Origin of the sequence: Frondihabitans peucedani (assembly GCF_039537585.1) — a bacterium.
Lineage (GTDB): Bacteria > Actinomycetota > Actinomycetes > Actinomycetales > Microbacteriaceae > Frondihabitans > Frondihabitans peucedani.
Window position 1 is genome coordinate 190,405 of record NZ_BAABAU010000003.1, and the last position, 16,389, is coordinate 206,793.

17 protein-coding genes, 2 tRNA genes and 1 riboswitch are annotated in these 16,389 nt (G+C 71.6%); of the genes, 8 read left to right on the forward strand and 11 right to left on the reverse strand.

The genetic code is table 11. From position 1 onward, the window contains the following. Window positions 1–27: 27 nt before the first annotated feature. The gene (locus ABD733_RS12340; protein ID WP_344796624.1) at window positions 28–1,710 is read right to left on the reverse strand and encodes an alpha-keto acid decarboxylase family protein; all 1,683 of its coding nucleotides are present in this window, start codon (window positions 1,708–1,710) and stop codon (window positions 28–30) included. Window positions 1,711–1,815: 105 nt separating this feature from the next. Here ABD733_RS12340 and ABD733_RS12345 point away from each other — a divergent pair, with 105 nt between their 5' ends. Both ABD733_RS12345 and ABD733_RS12350 read left to right on the forward strand, forming a co-directional pair. Further along, on the forward strand, window positions 1,816–2,265 hold the full coding sequence (locus ABD733_RS12345; RefSeq protein WP_344796625.1) for an Lrp/AsnC family transcriptional regulator: 450 nt from the start codon (window positions 1,816–1,818) through the stop codon (window positions 2,263–2,265). A gap of 66 nt (window positions 2,266–2,331) precedes the next feature. Beyond that, complete coding sequence (locus ABD733_RS12350; RefSeq protein ID WP_425552915.1) at window positions 2,332–2,634, forward strand: hypothetical protein; 303 nt, start codon at window positions 2,332–2,334, stop codon at window positions 2,632–2,634. 31 nt (window positions 2,635–2,665) lie between these two features. On the opposite strand, the gene ABD733_RS12355 is transcribed toward ABD733_RS12350, so the two are convergent. The 5 genes from ABD733_RS12355 to ABD733_RS12375 form a co-directional block, all read right to left on the reverse strand. Continuing rightward, window positions 2,666–2,738: transfer RNA gene (locus tag ABD733_RS12355), tRNA-Arg, on the reverse strand. Between the two features lie 117 nt (window positions 2,739–2,855). Further along, on the reverse strand, window positions 2,856–4,982 hold the full coding sequence (locus ABD733_RS12360; RefSeq protein WP_344796627.1) for a glycosyltransferase family 39 protein: 2,127 nt from the start codon (window positions 4,980–4,982) through the stop codon (window positions 2,856–2,858). Beyond that, complete coding sequence (locus tag ABD733_RS12365; protein WP_344796629.1) at window positions 4,979–6,319, reverse strand: bifunctional glycosyltransferase family 2/GtrA family protein; 1,341 nt, start codon at window positions 6,317–6,319, stop codon at window positions 4,979–4,981. The genes ABD733_RS12360 and ABD733_RS12365 overlap by 4 nt, the downstream gene beginning before the upstream one ends. 141 nt (window positions 6,320–6,460) lie before the next feature. Then, window positions 6,461–6,730, reverse strand: a complete 270-nt coding sequence (locus ABD733_RS12370; RefSeq protein ID WP_344796631.1) for a thioredoxin — start codon at window positions 6,728–6,730, stop codon at window positions 6,461–6,463. A 79-nt stretch (window positions 6,731–6,809) separates the two neighbouring features. Further along, window positions 6,810–7,091, reverse strand: a complete 282-nt coding sequence (locus tag ABD733_RS12375) for an oligoribonuclease (protein WP_344796633.1) — start codon at window positions 7,089–7,091, stop codon at window positions 6,810–6,812. 79 nt (window positions 7,092–7,170) lie between these two features. Here ABD733_RS12375 and ABD733_RS12380 point away from each other — a divergent pair, with 79 nt between their 5' ends. The 5 genes from ABD733_RS12380 to ABD733_RS12400 all read left to right on the forward strand — a co-directional run bounded on the left by ABD733_RS12380 (window position 7,171) and on the right by ABD733_RS12400 (window position 10,460). Further along, the gene (locus ABD733_RS12380; protein WP_344796635.1) at window positions 7,171–7,608 is read left to right on the forward strand and encodes a MarR family winged helix-turn-helix transcriptional regulator; all 438 of its coding nucleotides are present in this window, start codon (window positions 7,171–7,173) and stop codon (window positions 7,606–7,608) included. Window positions 7,609–7,712: 104 nt separating this feature from the next. Further along, entirely contained in the window at window positions 7,713–8,915 is a 1,203-nt protein-coding gene (locus ABD733_RS12385; protein WP_344797034.1) for an MFS transporter, read from the forward strand. Window positions 8,916–9,153: 238 nt separating this feature from the next. Beyond that, complete coding sequence (gene orn, locus ABD733_RS12390) at window positions 9,154–9,777, forward strand: oligoribonuclease (RefSeq protein ID WP_344796637.1); 624 nt, start codon at window positions 9,154–9,156, stop codon at window positions 9,775–9,777. A gap of 58 nt (window positions 9,778–9,835) precedes the next feature. Continuing rightward, window positions 9,836–9,908: transfer RNA gene (locus ABD733_RS12395), tRNA-His, on the forward strand. Between the two features lie 270 nt (window positions 9,909–10,178). After that, the gene (locus tag ABD733_RS12400) at window positions 10,179–10,460 is read left to right on the forward strand and encodes a metallopeptidase family protein (protein WP_425552922.1); all 282 of its coding nucleotides are present in this window, start codon (window positions 10,179–10,181) and stop codon (window positions 10,458–10,460) included. Window positions 10,461–10,476: 16 nt separating this feature from the next. On the opposite strand, the gene ABD733_RS12405 is transcribed toward ABD733_RS12400, so the two are convergent. From ABD733_RS12405 to ABD733_RS12420, 4 genes are all read right to left on the reverse strand, one after another. After that, window positions 10,477–11,091, reverse strand: a complete 615-nt coding sequence (locus ABD733_RS12405) for a nucleoside/nucleotide kinase family protein (RefSeq protein WP_344796641.1) — start codon at window positions 11,089–11,091, stop codon at window positions 10,477–10,479. Further along, on the reverse strand, window positions 11,084–11,878 hold the full coding sequence (locus ABD733_RS12410; protein WP_344796643.1) for an energy-coupling factor transporter transmembrane component T family protein: 795 nt from the start codon (window positions 11,876–11,878) through the stop codon (window positions 11,084–11,086). Before ABD733_RS12410 ends, ABD733_RS12405 begins: the two co-directional genes overlap by 8 nt. Next, window positions 11,875–13,425 (reverse strand): ABC transporter ATP-binding protein, encoded by a 1,551-nt coding sequence (locus tag ABD733_RS12415; RefSeq protein ID WP_344796645.1) that lies wholly within the window; start codon window positions 13,423–13,425, stop codon window positions 11,875–11,877. Before ABD733_RS12415 ends, ABD733_RS12410 begins: the two co-directional genes overlap by 4 nt. A 2-nt stretch (window positions 13,426–13,427) precedes the next feature. Continuing rightward, window positions 13,428–14,078 carry an ECF transporter S component gene (locus ABD733_RS12420; RefSeq protein ID WP_344796647.1) on the reverse strand — a complete coding sequence of 217 codons (651 nt, stop codon included), beginning with the start codon at window positions 14,076–14,078 and terminating at the stop codon, window positions 13,428–13,430. Beyond that, window positions 14,071–14,179: riboswitch (TPP riboswitch) on the reverse strand. It overlaps the preceding gene by 8 nt. Before the next feature lie 51 nt (window positions 14,180–14,230). On the opposite strand from ABD733_RS12420, the gene ABD733_RS12425 reads away from it, so the two are divergent. Beyond that, window positions 14,231–15,397 carry a BPSS1187 family protein gene (locus ABD733_RS12425; protein ID WP_344796649.1) on the forward strand — a complete coding sequence of 389 codons (1,167 nt, stop codon included), beginning with the start codon at window positions 14,231–14,233 and terminating at the stop codon, window positions 15,395–15,397. Here the strand turns inward: ABD733_RS12425 and ABD733_RS12430 are convergent. Then, a complete protein-coding gene (locus ABD733_RS12430) occupies window positions 15,381–16,343 on the reverse strand; it encodes an NAD-dependent epimerase/dehydratase family protein (RefSeq protein ID WP_344796651.1) in 963 nt (320 codons plus the stop codon). The two genes, ABD733_RS12425 and ABD733_RS12430, sit on opposite strands and share 17 nt — an antisense overlap. Window positions 16,344–16,389: the final 46 nt, after the last annotated feature.

A 16,389-nucleotide genomic window follows, 5' to 3' on the forward strand; every position in this document is an offset into this window, starting at 1 on the left:
GACGGGTGTCTCGGGCCGTTCTGCGTGTCAGCTCGCCTTCCCGCCGGCGATCGCCCCGAGCTTCGCCAGGAGCGGCGGCGCATCATCCGGGTGCAGGTGCGCCTCGATCAGCACCGCGCGGTCGGTCGCCCGGGCCGCCGCCTCGAGCGCTTCCTGCAGCTCGGCGGGCGTGCTCACCTCGGCGGTCAGCACCGGCACGTCGGGCGCCAGAGCGCCGGGCAGGGCGGCCCAGTTCCAGCGCGTGATGTCCTGGTAGACGGCCCTCGGGCTCTGGATGACCCGCTCGATCGTGTAGCCGTCGTTGTTGATCAGCACGATGATCGGCGTGAGCCCCCGGTGCAGGATCGTGCTGAGCTCCTGCGCCGTCAGCTGGGCGGCACCGTCGCCGATGAACAGGATGCTCCGGCGGTCGGAGGCGAGCGACGTGCCGAGGGTGGCGGGCAGCGTGTAGCCGATCGACGACCAGATCGGCGACGCGAGCAGGTCGGTCCCGGCAGGCATCTGGAGCTCGAGCGCGCCGTACATCGCCGTCCCGGCGTCTGCGATCGCGATCGACCGGGTGGGCAGCCACTCCTGGACGATGGCCCAGAGGTCGTGCTGCGTCAGCGGCTCCGGTCCGGTCGATGCCGCGGAGACGCGGTACGGCCAGCGCGCCTCGATGGGGGCGGAGACGGGGCGGGGCGATCCTGCGACGATCTCCTCGAGCACGGTGAGGCTGTCCTCGAGCCGGACGTCGTGGAACGTCACCGCTCCCACGCGCGCCGACGTGATGCCGAGCTCGACGCTCGCCTCGAGGTCGAAGCCCATGCTGTAGAAGCCGGTCAGCACGTCGCTCAGGACCGTCCCGGCCAGGATCACGACCGGAGCCTCGTCGACCGCGGTCCGGGTCGCGGGCGAGGGCGTCATCTGCCCCATGTAGACGCCGATGCTCGCCGGGTGCGTCTCGGGCAGCATCGACTTCGCGCTCGCCTGCGTCGCGACGCGGACCCCGTCGTGGCCCGCGATCGCCTCGAGGAGGTGCTCGGCCCTCCGACGGTGGATCCGTGGGCCGGCCAGGATCGTGACGGCGTCGAGCCCCGCGAGCGCCTCCCCCAGCGCGGTCCGCAGGTCGTCGACCGCGACCGGGTCGGACGGCGTCGCCCTGAGCGGCCTCCGCAGCGGCGCCGACGACACCGGGGCGGCCGCGATGTCCATCGGGATCCCGAGGTAGACGGGCTTCGACTCGTCGAGCGCCGCCCGGAGGACGCGGTCGATCTCGCGCGAGGCGTCGGCCGGACGCAGGATCGCCCCCGCCACCGTCACCTCCCTGTAGGCGCGGAAGAAGTGGTCGTAGTCGCCGTCGACCAGGGTGTGGTGCGACAGGGCGCCGGAGTTCCTCGCGGCGGTGGTCGGCATCCCGGTGATCTGCACGACCGGGACGTCCTCGGCGAAGCTCCCGGCGATCCCGTTGATCGCCGACAGCTCGCCCACGCCGTAGGTGGTGACGAGGGCTGCCACGCCCCGCGTCGTGCGCGCGTACGCGTCGGCGGCGTACGCGGCGTTCAGCTCGTTCGTGTTGCCGACCCAGTCGATCCCGTCGACTGTCAGCATCTCGTCGAGCAGCGTCAGGTTGAAGTCTCCCGGCAGTCCGAACACGTGCGGACCCCCGAGCTCGACGAGGCGGTGCGCGAGGTACTGACCGACGGAGACGACATCCGCAAACTCATTCATGGGCCAAGCTGAGCAGACATCCGCATTCTGATCAATCTGACAGCGTGACACTGATCGATATGATCAGAAACCGCCCGCAGGATGCACGGAGAACGGTGGAAACGCATGCTCGATCCCACAGACCGACGGCTCCTCGCCGCGCTCGACCGAGGTCCGCGTGCGGCGATCGCCGCCCTCGCCGACCAGCTCGGCCTCGCGCGCGGCACAGTGCAGCACCGGCTGGAGCGCTTCGCCGCCGGCCGTGACCTCCGCCCGCACTCCACCCGGGTGAGGCCGGCCGCGCTGGGGCTCCCGCTGCGCGCGGTGGTGACTGCGACGATCCTGCAGTCGGAGCGCCTCCGGACGATGGCGGGCCTCGCGGCGATCCCGCAGGTCGTCGAGTGCCTGGCCGTCACCGGGTCGGACGACCTGCTGCTCCAGGTGGTGGCCCGCGACACCGACCACCTGCGCGAGGTGGGCCTCGCGATCCTCGCCGTTCCGGGGATCGAGCGGACGTCGACGTCGGTCGTGCTCGAGGAGCCGCTGGCCTACAGGATCGCGCAGCTCCTCGACTGAATGTCGGTGGTCGCACCTATGTTCGAACCGTTCCCAGAGATCGGCCGGAGACGAACAGGAGAGATCGTGCCCACGATGACGCCCACCCCCACCCGTGTCCTCACCCCCGCACCCGCTCGTGCCCAGGCCCCCTCCCAGGCGCCAGCGGTCGACGAGATCCGGGGCGGGCTCCGGCTCGTCCAGCTCCACGACGACCTGGCGCGGGTCACCCTGCCCTCCGGCGAGGTCCTCGGCTACGTCGAGCGCTTCGACGACCCGCGCGGCGAGCGCTTCCGCGCCAAGCGCTTCCTGCCGAGGCAGCGGCGCTTCGTCGAGATCGGCGAGTTCTGGTCGAGGGCCGACGCGACCGACTGTTTCCGCTTCGCCTGAGGCGGAGAGCTCCGCGCGGAGTCATTTCCGGTGCCCTCGGCAGGAATCGAACCTGCGACCAAGAGATTAGAAGGCTCCTGCTCTATCCGCTGAGCTACGAGGGCGACTCGACCACGATACCGTGCAGCGCCAGGGGCCGGTCTCCGAGGAGACCGGCCCGTGGCGAGACCGGGCGCCCGCTGAGCGAGCGCCCGGCCTGACGCCGCTGCCGGCCAGCGGCCCTACTGGCTGACGGTGCTGGTCAGGTCGTACACGGTCACTCCCCCGACCGTCTGCGAGGCGAAGTTCGCGGTCACCCAGGCGGAGATCGCCGACGACGCGTCGCTCCCTCCATTCGAGCGGCCCACGGAGCCGCCGATGAAGTAGTGGATCTCGCCCTTCGCGACGTACGCCTTGAACTGGGCGAGCGTCGGCGAGGGGTCGCTGCCGTTAAATCCGCCGACCGGCATGACCGACTCCTCCGTGGCGAGCTGATAGGTCGCCGCCGTGTCGGAGCCGATCGCCGCCGCGACCCAGGTGTAGTCGCTCGAATCCGCCAGCAGGAGCTTCTTCAGCGACGAGCTCACGGTCGACGTGCGGCCGAAGAGGCCGCCGCCGCCCATCCGGCCGCCGGCTGCGGTGCCGCCGCCGGTCGCAGTTCCGCCGGTCGCGGTGCCGCCGCCGGTTGCCGTCCCGCCGGGCGCCGTGCCCCCGAACCCGCCGGGCGGCGTTCCGGTGCCCGTTCCCGTCCCGGTCCCCGTGCCCGCTCCGGCGCCGGGCCGCCCGGCGAAGCCGCCGCCCCCGAAACCGCCGCGGCCTCCGCCGCCCCCGAAGCCGCCCATGCCACCAGACACCGTCGGCCCCGCCGACGGGATCGACCCGGTGTGCGCCGTCGTCGCCGTCTCGATCGAGTAGGCGAGGGGTCCGAGGAGTCCGCCGACGAGCATCAGCGACACGGTGGCCGCAGCGAGAGCGCGGGCCCGCCGGCGGATGAGCGGCAGGACGAGCAGGAGCCCGGCCCCGAGGACGGACGCGACGACCACGACGACCTTGAGCCACGGCAGCCAGCCGGTGGCCCGCTCGAGGAGCACCCACGACCAGACGGCGGTCGTCAGCGACGCCGCGGCGAGGACGATCCTGGGCCACCAGCGGGCGCGGGCCTTCCAGAGAGTCGTCGCACCGATGGCGAGGGTCCCGGCGAGCGGCGCGGCGAGCGCGACCGTGTAGTACGGGTGGAAGATGCCGCCGGCGAAGCTGAAGACGAGGCCGGTCACGACCAGCCAGGTGGCGAAGAGCAGGAGGGTCGCTCGACGCACGTCGATCCGGTGCCGCCTCCCCATCAGCACGAGGGCGCCGACCATGACGATGAGCGCGGCGGGCAGGAGCCAGGTGATCTGGCCGCCGATGTCGGAGCCGAACAGGCGGGTGAGCCCCGTGGAGCCCCACGATCCTGCGCCGGCCGTCGTCGTTCCGCCGGTCACGCTCCCGGTCTCGTTGCCGGTGAGGCGCCCGAAGCCGTTGTAGCCGAAGGTGAGCTCCAAGAAGGAGTTGTTCTGCGAGCCGCCGATGTAGGGGCGCGACGACGCGGGCCAGAGGGACACGATCGCGACCCACCAGCCGGCCCCGACGACGACCCCGCCGACCGCTGCGAGCAGGTGCCCGAGGCGGGCACGCCACCGGACGGGTGCCGCGAAGAAGTAGACGGCGGCGAGCTCGGGCAGGATCACGAACGCCTGCAGCTGCTTGGTGAGGAACCCGAAGCCCACCACGACCCCGGCCCAGATCACCCAGCGGATCCTGCCGCTCTCGATACCGCGGAGCGTCAGGTAGACGGCCAGCGTCATCAGCAGGAGGAGCATCGCGTCGGGGTTGTTGAAGCGGAACATCATCACCGCGACGGGCGTGAGGGCGAGGGCGCCGCCGGCGAGGAGCGCTGCTCCGGCCGAGAAGTGCCGCCGGACGATCACGTAGACGAGGAAGACGGTGGCGACGCCCATCAGCGCCTCGGGCAGCAGGATGCTCCACGACGACAGCCCGAAGAGGCGGACGGAGAGCTCCATGATCCACAGCGACGCCGGCGGCTTGTCGACCGTGATCGAGTTCGCCGCGTCGGACGACCCGAAGAAGAAGGCCTCCCAGTTCGTCGACCCGGCCTGCACCGCAGCCGAGTAGAACGAGTTCGCGTAGCCCGAGATGGCGAGGTTCCAGATATAGAGGACGCCCGAGAGCAGGATGAGGGCCCAGAGGGCAGGGCGCTCCCACCGGGGTGCGGTGGTCGGCCCCAGAGCGAGGCGGCGGGCCGCTATGCGGAACCGCGACGGGGGCTCGTCCCGGAGGACGGCGGGCTGCGGAAGGGTTGCGGTGCTCATCGTGAGGTCGCTTTCGTGAGGCTCTCGGAGGTCGAGGGGTCGGACGGGACGGAGGGGTCGGACGTTTCGGACAGGTCGGGCGAGGCCGACGGGACGGACGAGTCCGGCGGCGCAGTCGGGTGAGAGGTCGCGGGGTGCGAGGCGTCGGCCGGGCGGGCGTGCCTCCGGAACACCCACGTCCGCAGCAGCACGAAGCGCACCACCGTCGCGACGAGGTTGGCGACGGTCAGCACGACGAGCTCGAGGTGGGGTCCGGCGTCGGGCGCGACCCGGTGGAGCCCCAGCAGGGAGCCGGCGGTGATCAGCCAGGCGACCCCGAAGACGACGAGGCCCTGCGCCTGGTGCTTCGCCGCGCCGCCCTGCCCGCGCACGCCGAAGGTGAACCGGCGGTTGGCGGCGGTGTTGCCGATCGTCGTGAGGAGGAGCGCCAGGAAGTTGGCGGCCTGCGGCGGCACGACCTGCTCGAAGAGGAGATAGACGAGGGCGTAGGCGGCGGTCGAGAGCACTCCCACGACTCCGAACCGGACGACCTGGCCGAAGAAGGTGGGGCTGGCGGGCGGGGAGTACGGGTGGCGGCCGATCTCGTCGTAGACCGCGGCGACCGGGATCCTGCCCCGCGCGATCCCGGTCGCCACCCGCACCATGCCCCTGAGGTCGGCGGTCGCGGTGGCGACGATGTCGACCGAGGAGTGCGGGTCGTCGATCCAGTCGACGGGCACCTCGTGGATCCGGAGGCCCGACCGTTCGGCCAGGATGAGGAGCTCGGTGTCGAAGAACCAGCCGGTGTCCTCCACGAGCGGGAGCAGGCGCTCGGCCACGTCGCGGCGGATCGCCTTGAACCCGCACTGGGCGTCGCTGAACGAGACGCCCATCGTCTGCCGGAGCAGCAGGTTGTAGGTGCGGGAGATGAACTCGCGCTTGCCGCCGCGGGCCACCCGCGACGAGCGGTCGAGCCGGGTGCCGATCGCGAGGTCGGAGTGGCCCGAGAGAAGGGGCGCGACGAGCGGCCCGAGGGCTCGGAGGTCGGTCGAGAGGTCCTCGTCGAGGTAGACGAGCACTCGGGCGGGCGAGGCCGACCACACCTGCTTCAGCGCGCGACCGCGGCCCTTCTCGGCGAGGTGCACGGCCGTTACCGAGTCGAGCTCGCGGGCCAGCCGGTCGGCGAAGGGTCCGGTCGCATCGGTCGAGGCGTTGTCGGCGATCGTGATCCGCCAGGTCTCGCGGACCTGATCGGTGAGGAAGCGGTGCAGGGCGCGGACGCTCTCGACGAGCGTCTCCTGCTCGTTGTAGACGGGCACGACGATGTCGAGGTCGAGGATCTCAGGCGAATCGGACATGCGCCCACGATGCGTGGCGCCCCGATGAGCGGTCCTGGCGAGCCCGATGAGGGCGCTATGAGATGCACGGCGTCCGCTGTGAGCACGGCGTTCGCTGTGAGCACGGCGTCCGCTGTGAGAGTCGCGCCGCCGGGCTGCGGGTCAGGCCGCGGGGAGGTGCGCGGCGATCGCGTGGAGGAGCTGAGGCACCGTCGGAGCCCCCGCGGCACGGAAGAGCTCGGAGCCCTCGTCGTCGGTGAGCACGATCGTCGGAGTCGAGACGATGTCGCGGGCCTCGGCCCGGTCGGGGTCGGTCGCCACGTCGACGTCGACGTGCTCGAGCCCCGGGACGAGCCGCTCGGCGTCGCCGACGGCGGCGCGCGCCGCATGGCACGCTCCGCAGAACGCCGACGTGTACAGCTCGAGCCTCATGGTGCCTGGAACGCAGGATGCCACGATGCCATTCCCGAGGGAACGGCCCGTGGCATCCTGCGTGCGCCGGGAGACGGGGTCAGTTGACCTCGTCGTTGCGGTCTTCGGGGTCGGGCACGGGGTCGCTGTCGCTCGAGTCGAGCGAGTAGTGCACCTGCAGCTGCTCGCCCATCATGTGCGCCCGCGTCGCCTTGTAGACGATACCCGTCTCGGTGCCCTCGATCAGGACGTAGTCGGTGATCTCGTCGTCGTACGACCCGTCGGTCGACACGCGCGTGTCGGTGCGGCCGTCGCTCGGGCCGCCCTCGAAGAACACGACGTACTCGGCGCCTTCGGCGATGGTGGGTTTCTCGTCAGTCATGGGTCCTGTCTACCAGTGGCGACTGGACACCGCTCCGGCATAGCCAAGTTATATACTTTGGCTATACACTTGGAGGACCATGAGTTCCCAACCGACCGACATCCTCGAATCCCTCATCTCGTCGACCACGCGACTGGTGCGCTACGCAGCTCAGGCGTCGGGTCGCAACATGTCCTCCGCCACCGCGCGCACGCTCTCGATCCTGAGCGCCGAAGGCCCCCTCCGCACCGGCGACCTCGCCCGTGCCAGCCGGATCAGCCAGCCCGGCATGACCAAGCTGCTCCGCACCATGCAGGGCGACGAGCTCGTCTCGCGCATCGCCGAGGTCGACGACGCTCGCGCCTGGCTGATCCAGATCACCCCCAGGGGCCGCGCCGCGCTCGTCGAGTGGCGGAGCGTCCTCGCCACCGAGATGAGCCCGCTCTTCGGCGACCTCGACGAGACCGACTGGCAGACGCTCGAGGCGGCCGCGACGCTCCTCGAGGAGCGCAGCCGCCGGGAGGTGGTGTTCGCGTGAGCGGCAACGGCACCGGCACCGGCACACCGTCCCGCGCTTCCGCGCACGCTCCCGCTTCCGCGCACGCTCCCGCTTCCGCGCACGCTCCCGCTGAGAGGCAGTCGATCCTGAAGCAGCCGACCGCCGTCTGGGCCATCGCGTTCGCGTGTGTCGTGGCCTTCATGGGCATCGGCCTCGTCGACCCGATCCTGCCGACCATCGCCGCCTCGCTCCACGCGACGCCAACGCAGTCGGAGTACCTCTTCACCAGCTACCTGCTCGTGACCGGCGTCGCCATGTTCTTCACGAGCTTCGTGTCGTCGCGCATCGGCCCGAAGAAGACCCTCATGATCGGCCTCGCGCTGATCATCGTCTTCGCCCTGCTCGCCGCCACGTCGGGCAGTGTCCAGGAGGTCATCGGCTTCCGCGCGGGCTGGGGCCTCGGCAACGCGCTCTTCATCTCGACCGCCCTCGCCACGATCGTCGGTGCCGCGTCGGGCGGAACGGCCAGCGCGATCATCCTGTACGAGGCGGCACTCGGTCTCGGCATCGCGATCGGTCCGCTCGTCGGCGGCCTCCTCGGATCGGTGTCGTGGCGCGGACCCTTCTTCGGCGTCTGCGTGCTCATGGCGATCGCCTTCATCGCGATCGCGGTGTTCCTCCGCGGCGAGACGGCCAGGCCCGCCCCGTCGAAGCTGTCGGCGCCGTTCCGCGCCCTCGGGCGGCCCGCTCTCGCCACGCTCGCGGCGACCGCGCTGTTCTACAACATCGGCTTCTTCGTCCTGCTGGCCTACACGCCCTACCCGCTCGGCTTCGGCGCCCTCGGGATCGGCCTGACCTTCTTCGGCTGGGGCGTCGGCCTCGCGATCACCTCCGTCTTCGTCGCGCCGCGCCTCACCGCCCACCTCAAGCGGACCACCGTGCTCAGGATCGCGCTCCCCCTCCTCGCCCTCGACCTCGTCGCGGCCGGCGTGTTCGTCCACGTGCAGGCCGGGCTCGTCGTCTGCGTCGTCATCGGCGGTCTGGTGCTCGGCATCCTGAACACGGTGCTCACCGAGTCCGTCATGGAGGCGACCGACCTGCCCCGGGCCGTCGCGTCGTCGGCCTACTCGGCCGTTCGGTTCATCGGCGGGGCCATCGCGCCGCCCGCCGCGACAGCCATCGCCGACGCGGTCAGCCCGTCCGCCGCCTACTGGTTCGCCGCGGTCTCGGTCGCCGTCGGATTCGTGATCGTCGTCGTCGCCGGCCGGAACCTCCGCCGCATCGACGACGGCCCCGAGCCGGAGCCCGTCGAGGCCCGCGCGATCGTGGTCGGTGGCGCTGCCTGATCCTGCTGCTGTTGGTGGTCCTCCTGGTCCTGCCCCTGCTCTGTACATATGGACGGAGATTCTCGGACGATGCCCCTCCGATCCCCATGAAGTCGGCGGAAAATCGAGGATCTCCGTCCATATGTACGGACAGGACGTGCAGGATGAAGGATCTCCGTCCATATGTACGCGGGGTAGGAGACAGGCACAGAAGTGACGCCCAGCAGGGGCCGTCGGAGGCACTCGCTAGACTCGGCGCATGGCATCAAGCGCTGACAGACTGGTCTGGATCGACTGCGAGATGACCGGGCTCGACCTCGGCATCGACGAGCTCGTCGAGGTCGCCGTGGTCATCACCGACTTCGATCTCGTCCCCGTCCACCCGGGGTTCGACATCGTCATCAAGCCCGACCAGACCGCCCTCGACAACATGGGCGACTTCGTCACGCAGATGCACACGCACTCCGGGCTCATCACCGAGATCCCGAACGGCAAGAGCCTCGCCGAGGCCGAGTACGAGGTGCTGAACTACATCCTCGAGTACGTCCCCGACGCCGGCCAGGCGCCCATCGCCGGCAACACCATCGGCACCGACCGCACGTTCCTCGCCAAGTACATGCCCCGCGTCGACGGCCACCTCCACTACCGCAGCGTCGACGTCTCCAGCATCAAGGAGCTCGCCCGACGCTGGTTCCCGCGGGTGTACTACAACGCCCCGGCCAAGAACGGCGGCCACCGCGCCCTCGCCGACATCCTCGAGTCCATCCGCGAGCTCGAGTACTACCGGCTGGCTGGCTTCGTCGCCGAGCCCGGGCCCGCCACCGAAGACGTCCAGGAGATCTCGAGAGCAGTCGTGGACAAATGGGCTCCGCGAGTGGGATAGACTCGTCGGGTTGCTTCGTTCGTCACGCTCTCGCCAGCGCGGCGGGCGAAGTCGCATGGTGGGTATAGCTCAGCTGGTAGAGCGCCTGGTTGTGGTCTAGGAGGCCGCGGGTTCAAGCCCCGTTACTCACCCTGAAGGAGAAGGTCCTGCCCCGGTCGGGGTGGGGCCTTTTTCCGTTACCGCACGTCCGTTCTCGCGCGCCCCGACCCCCAGCAGGATCGCGTCGCTCCGCAAAACCCTCGCGATCGGCTAGCGCGGTGGTCCTAGGACCACCGCGGCGGCCGATCGGGAGGGTTTAGGGCAGGGGCGGGGGCACGTGCCAAGCTGACCGGGTGGACGATGTCACCGCAGCGGAATTCGAACGACTCGTGATCGACGAGCTCGATCTACTCCCCGACGACATGGTCGACGGCCTCGAGAACGTCGCGTTCATCACCGAGGACCGGCCGGAGGACGGCTCGCTCGACCTCCTCGGACTCTACGAGGGCATCGACCTGACCGAGCGCGGCCAGTACGGCTTCGGCGAGCTCCCCGACCGCATCATCCTCTACCGCGAGCCGCATCTGGCCGCCGTCGACACCCTCGACGACCTCCGCGGCGAGATCCACGTCACCCTCGTGCACGAGATCGGGCACTACTACGGGTTCGACGACGACAAGCTGCACGAGCTCGGCTGGGCCTGAGCACCGGCACCGGCGACTACCTCGCCACGACGACGTCGGCGAGCGAGCGCGGGTCGGCCACGCGCAGGTGGTGGTCCTCCTGCTCGGCCCACATCCGCCACCAGGGCGCGTACGCGTCGGCGTCCGAGCGACCGGCCACTCGTGTGCGGCGCGTCTCCTCGTCGAGCTCGACCCAGATCCGGAACGTGGCGAGCGCGGACGACGCGGGGGTGAGCGATCCTGCGCCCTCGACGACGAGGGGCCGCGACGGGTCGAGGCTGCGCCAGGTCGAGGCCTCGGCCAGCTCCCAGTCCCAGCGCCGGTAGCCGGGTTCTGCGGGGCGCAGGATCGTGGTCACCACGGCCTCCGACGCCGCGGCCAGCCCGTGCCACCCGGGGTAGACGTCGTCGAGCCCGACCAGCTGGGCGTCGCCGACGAGCGGCGCCAGCGCCTCGCCGAGCGTCGTCTTGCCGGACCCGGAGCGCCCGTCGATCAGCACCACGGGCCGCCGCGCCGCAAGGCGCTGCCCCGCAGCCGACGCAGCCGCAGCCGCAACCGACGCCGACGCCGACGCAGCCGACGCGGCCGAAGCCGACGCCAGCGCCCGCGCGGCGAGCTCCCGCAGCAGCCCCGGATCGACGAGCTCAGGCAAGGACGAAGCTCCAGGTCCCGGCTGCGACGGCCACGGCGATCGAGACGCCGGCGATGACGACTCCGATCCCGATGAGCACCCACTCGGCGCGGCCGAACGTCGACGGCCTCGCCCAGGTGCGCGGGAGGTCGCTGCCGAAGCCCTTGGCCTCCATCGCGGTCGCGAGCTTGCTGCCGCGCCGCACCGAGAGCACCAGCAGGGCGAACGCCATGCCGGCGCTCCGGCGGACGGCGCCGACGAAGCCGCCGCTGTCGGCGACGCCGCGGGCCCGACGCGCGAGACCGAGCTGCCGCCAGTCGTCGACGAACAGCCCGACGAGCCGGATGCCGGCGAGGGCGCCGAGCACGAACCGGGCGGGGAGCCGCAGGATCTGCCCCAGCCCGTCGGCGAGGTCGGTCGGGTCGGTCGTGGCGAAGAGGACGATCCCGGGGATGCCGACGGCCAGGATCCTCAGTCCGATGGCGAGTGCCAGAGCGACGGACCCCTCGGTGACGGTGATGAAGCCGAGCCGCAGGAGGACGCCGCCGGAGTCCTGCCCGTAGAGCGACGTGGCGACGACCGACACGGGAGCGGCTATCCAGAGAGCGAGGGTCCGTCGCCAGAAGGCCCGCCAGCCGAGGCCGGCCCAGGCGAGGAGCACCGCCTCGAGCACCAGCGCGACGCCGGCGGACACCCAGTCGATCGACAGCAGCAGGCTGAGGCTCAGGATCACGGCCGCCCCGAGCTTCGCGACGGGGTTCACCCGCCCGACGGCGCGGGTGGTCTCGACCGGTGCGAGCAGCGTCACGAGAGGGCTCCGGCCGCTCGCGACGCCGAGGTGCGAGCGGCGGCGACCGCGTCTCCGGAGCCGCCGAGCACGAGGACGTCGTCGGCGAGCACGTCGACGAACTCGGCATCGTGTGTGACGGCGACGAGGGCGCTGCCGGCGTCGAGCAGCTCGGCCGACAGGGCGACGAGCTCCCGCCAGGTGCGGGCGTCCTGCCCGAAGGTGGGCTCGTCGAGCACCAGGATGCCAGGCCTCGCCGCCAGCACCGTGGCCACCGACAGCCGCCGCTTCTCGCCTCCCGACAGGGTGAACGGATTCGCACCGGCCAGGTGGTCGAGTCGCAGCCGCTGCAGGAGGTCGTCGACGCGTCGGGTGGTCTCGGCCTCGCCGAGCCGCAGCGCTCGCGGCCCGACGGCGAGCTCGTCGCGGACTCTGGAAGCGAGGAACTGGTGCTCCGGGTCCTGGAAGACGGTGCCGATCCTGGTCAGGAGGTCGCGCGACCGCCAGCGGATCGGGGAGGGCCCGGCGCCTTTCGCGAGAGCGGGGGACGCCGCGAGGGATCCTGCGACGGGCGGGAAGAGGCCGGCGAGGGTCAGGGCGAGGGTCGACTTGCCGGCGCCGTTCCGGCCGGTGACGGCCAGAGCGCGACCGGCGGCGACTCGGGCCTCGATGCCGGAGGCGACGGCGCGGCCGCTCCGCCCGACGGCCAAGCCGTCGGCGCTGAGCAGCCGGTCGGCAGCGAGCGGGGCCCCGGACGACGGCCCCGACGGCACGCGGACCGGCAGGAGCGGCGGGCGGCCGGGCACCCACACGCCGGCCTCGGCGAGGGCCGCGCCCTGCGCCTGGAGCACGTCGTCGGGGCGTCCGTCGGCGAGGACTCCCCCGCCGGCCGCCAGCACGACGACGCGGTCGACGAACGGGAGCCACACCGATACGCGGTGCTCGACGACGACCAGGGTGGCGCCGGTCTCGGCGACGGCGCGGCCCACCGACCGGCTGACCTCGGCGACGCCCTCCGGATCGAGGTTCGCGGTGGGCTCGTCGAGGAGCAGGAGGCCCGGCCGGAGGGCGAGCGCACCGGCGAGCGCGAGGCGCTGCTTCTGGCCGCCGCTGAGCGCGGAGGTCGACTGATCGAGCGGCAGGTCGAGGCCGACGGCGCGGAGCGACTCCTCCACGCGACGCCAGATCTCGTCGCGCGGGACGCCGAGGTTCTCCGGACCGAACGCCACGTCGTCGCCGACGCGCGCGAGGACGACCTGGGAGTCGGGATCCTGCAGGACGAGGCCGACGCGGCCGCGGACGCTCGCGGGCGGCACCCCGTCGACGAGGAGCTCCCCCCGGTCGTCGCCCTCCTCGTCGCCGCCGAGGACGCCGGCGAGGCCGGCGAGCAGGGTCGACTTGCCCGCGCCGGAGGCACCGAGCAGGAGGACGCGCTCGCCGGGCCCGATGTCGAGATCGAGGTCGGAGACGGCAGGACGGAGGCGGCCGGCGTGACGCCACGACCAGCCTCGCGCCCGGACGCTCGCGCCGGCGGTGCCGTGAGCGCCCCGGTCTGCCAGGGCGCTCACGGTCAGACCCGGGTCTGGGCGGCGCGCCCGGAGGCGAACCGCGACAGGGCTCCGGTCCGGGCGAGGCCGCGGACGGCGAGCCAGGAGAGGAGGCCGGCGAGGAGGACGCCGGAGGCGACCGAGCTCACGATGTAGACGGCCTTGTAGGAGGCGGCGAAGGCGGCGATGCTCGAGAAGTTCGTGTCGAGGAGCCCGGTCACGAGCCCCGCGCCCGCACCGGCGAGGAGGGCCGTGCCGAGCCTCCACGACCTGTAGAGGAACAGCGCCAGCACGATCTCGGCGCCGAGGCCCTCGAGGATCCCCCAGATGAGAGTGGAGAAGCCCCACTGGGTGCCGACGAGCATGGACACGACGGCGGCGACGATCTCGGTGTAGAGGGCGGCACCGGGCTTCCGGATGACGAGCCCGCCGAGGACGCCGGCGAACAGCCAGCCGCCCGAGAGGAGCCCCTCGAGACCCGGCGAGAACGACAGGAGCCCGCTGAGCGGGGTCCAGGCGAGGCCCCACAGCCAGAAGATCACTCCGGCTGCGACACCGAGAACCGACGCGGTGACGATGTCGACCACGCGCCAGCGGCGGGTCGACGGGCGGCCCGACTCTCGGGGGGCACGACTCGACTCCGACGTTCCGGAGGGCTTGACGGACGTAGACATGTTCTCTCCTCCCTGCGCTGGCATTACCCAGATCAGGTTCGACGGTCGAAGCGTGGTTCGCTTCCTCTCAGCCCGGCTCACCGGACTCCCGTGTGTTGTGGCTCGAGTGTAGCGCTCGCTGATCCTGCATGTCCCTGTGCTAAGCACGCTGCATGAAGTTCCGGAGGTGGCCGCACGGTCTCGCTGCGCTCATCGCCCTCTGCATCGCGGTCCTCGTCCTGGTCTCCGTCGAGACCGGCTCGGTCACCCGCCCCACGGCCGCGACCACGACCCGCCCGCTGCCCGGCCTCTCCCCGACGGAGCCGCCCGTGCCGGGGTCGAGAGGCGGTGCCGGGCGCGAGGGCGAGGGGCACCAGGCCGCGACCGGGGGCAGCGGCGTGGTCGCGGGGGGCACCGATCCTGCGTCCCGAGACCTGACGATGAACCCGTTCAACTTCCGGCTCGGCCTCATCAACGGCACGGTCGTCAAGCCCGACGCCCGCGACTGGGCGGCCCGCACCGTCGAGACGGGCCCTCTGCTGCTGTTCCTGCCCGCCACGGGGCACGTGCCGAACAACTACCGGAAGTTCCTGACCGTCGCCGCCGAGCAGGGCTACCACGTTCTCGGGCTCGACTTCTGGAACCAGGGGAAGTCGGTCGCGAAGACGTGCGGCGTCGACGCCCGGTGCTACACCGAGGTGCAGCGGAACCGGTTCAACGGCTACGGCCCCTCGCGATTCAGCAAGGTCGACGAGGCCAACTCGGTCCTCGCCCGCCTGCACGCCGCCCTCGACTACCTGGTGAAGCACGATCCCGACGGCGGCTGGGACCAGTACACGACGGACGAGAGCATCCACTGGAACAGGATCGTCGTCGCCGGCCACTCGCAGGGCGGCGGCGAGGCGGCCTACATCGCCCACCGCACCCGGGTGCTCGGTCAGCTGACCTTCGCGTCGCCGATCATCACGGACGAGGACACCCGGGCGTCGTGGCTCCGCCAGAAGGGGAAGACGCCCACCAGCGTCATGTACGGCTTCGACGACCGGGACGACATCTACTACCCGCGGATCGAGGCCTCGTGGCGCGAGCTCGGCATGGGCCGGCACCCGTTGACCGCCCGGGTCCCGGTGCCGTCCGCCACGACCGCGAAGACGGTCCACACGCTCGTCACCACCGCCGACATCGGCGACCCGCACCTGTCGCACCTCCGGACGATCACCGATCTCACGCCGATGACGTCGAAGGGGCGGCCGCTCTTCCTGCCGGTCTGGGAGTGGATGCTCCGCGCCGTCTACCCGACGCCCTCGGCAGACGAGAAGGGCGTCAGCAGGGCAGAGTGACGCGCCCCTCCGCGCGGAGCCACGCGAGGCCGTCGAGGACCGCCTCGACCGTCGTGAAGCGCGGCGCGTAGCCGAGCAGGGTGCGCGCCTTCTCGATCGACATGGAGTGGCTCCTCGAGGCGTGCTGGAACGACGCCTCGGCGCTCTCCGCCGAGATCGCCCCGCGCAGCTCGTCGAACGAGACGAAGCGGAGGTTGGGCTCCTGGCCGTAGTGGCGGGCGATCGCGGTGGCGAAGCCGCGGAGGGTGATCGCGCGCTCCGAGACCACGTGGAAGCTCTGCCCGACGGCCTGCGCCTGGTGCGAGACGGCCCGCTCGAACGCCTGGGCGACGTCGTCGGCGTGCACGTGGTGCACGGTCTCGAGGCCGAGGTTCGGCAGGAGCACCTCGCCGCCGGTGGCGAGGGCCTCCCAGACTCCGAGGTCGAGATTGCCCTGCGGGTTGATCATCTCCCAGCCCGGGCCGGTGATGTGTCCGGGATGCAGGATCACGCTCCGCAGGCCGCCGGGGCGCCTCGCCTCGTGCTGCAGCAGCTCCTCGATCGCGGCCTTGCCGGTGCCGTAGTCGCCGAACGGGGTCCGCTCGGCGTCCTCGGTGACGGGCACCTCGACGCTCGGGCCGTGCACCCAGATGGTGCCGCAGTGCACGAGGAGCTCGACCCGGCCGCGGAGTGCCTCCACGAGCTGCGAGGCCGACTCGGGCGTGAAGCAGACCATGTCGATGACGACGTCGGCACCGAGCTCGGCGATCGCCGGTGCGAAGGTGCCTGCGGCGTCGCCCGCCTCCCGGTCGAGGACGACGCGCTCGACCTTCTCCCACGCGGCGTCGGCGTGGTAGGGCCGACTGGTGCCGCGGCTGACGGCGACGACCTGGTGGCCCTGGCGGACGAGCCTCGGGACGAGGAAGCCGCCGACGTGGCCGGTGGCTCCGATGACGACGATCCGCACGGGTACTCCTTCGAACGAGACGGGGATGCCCCGACCCTACGCCGGA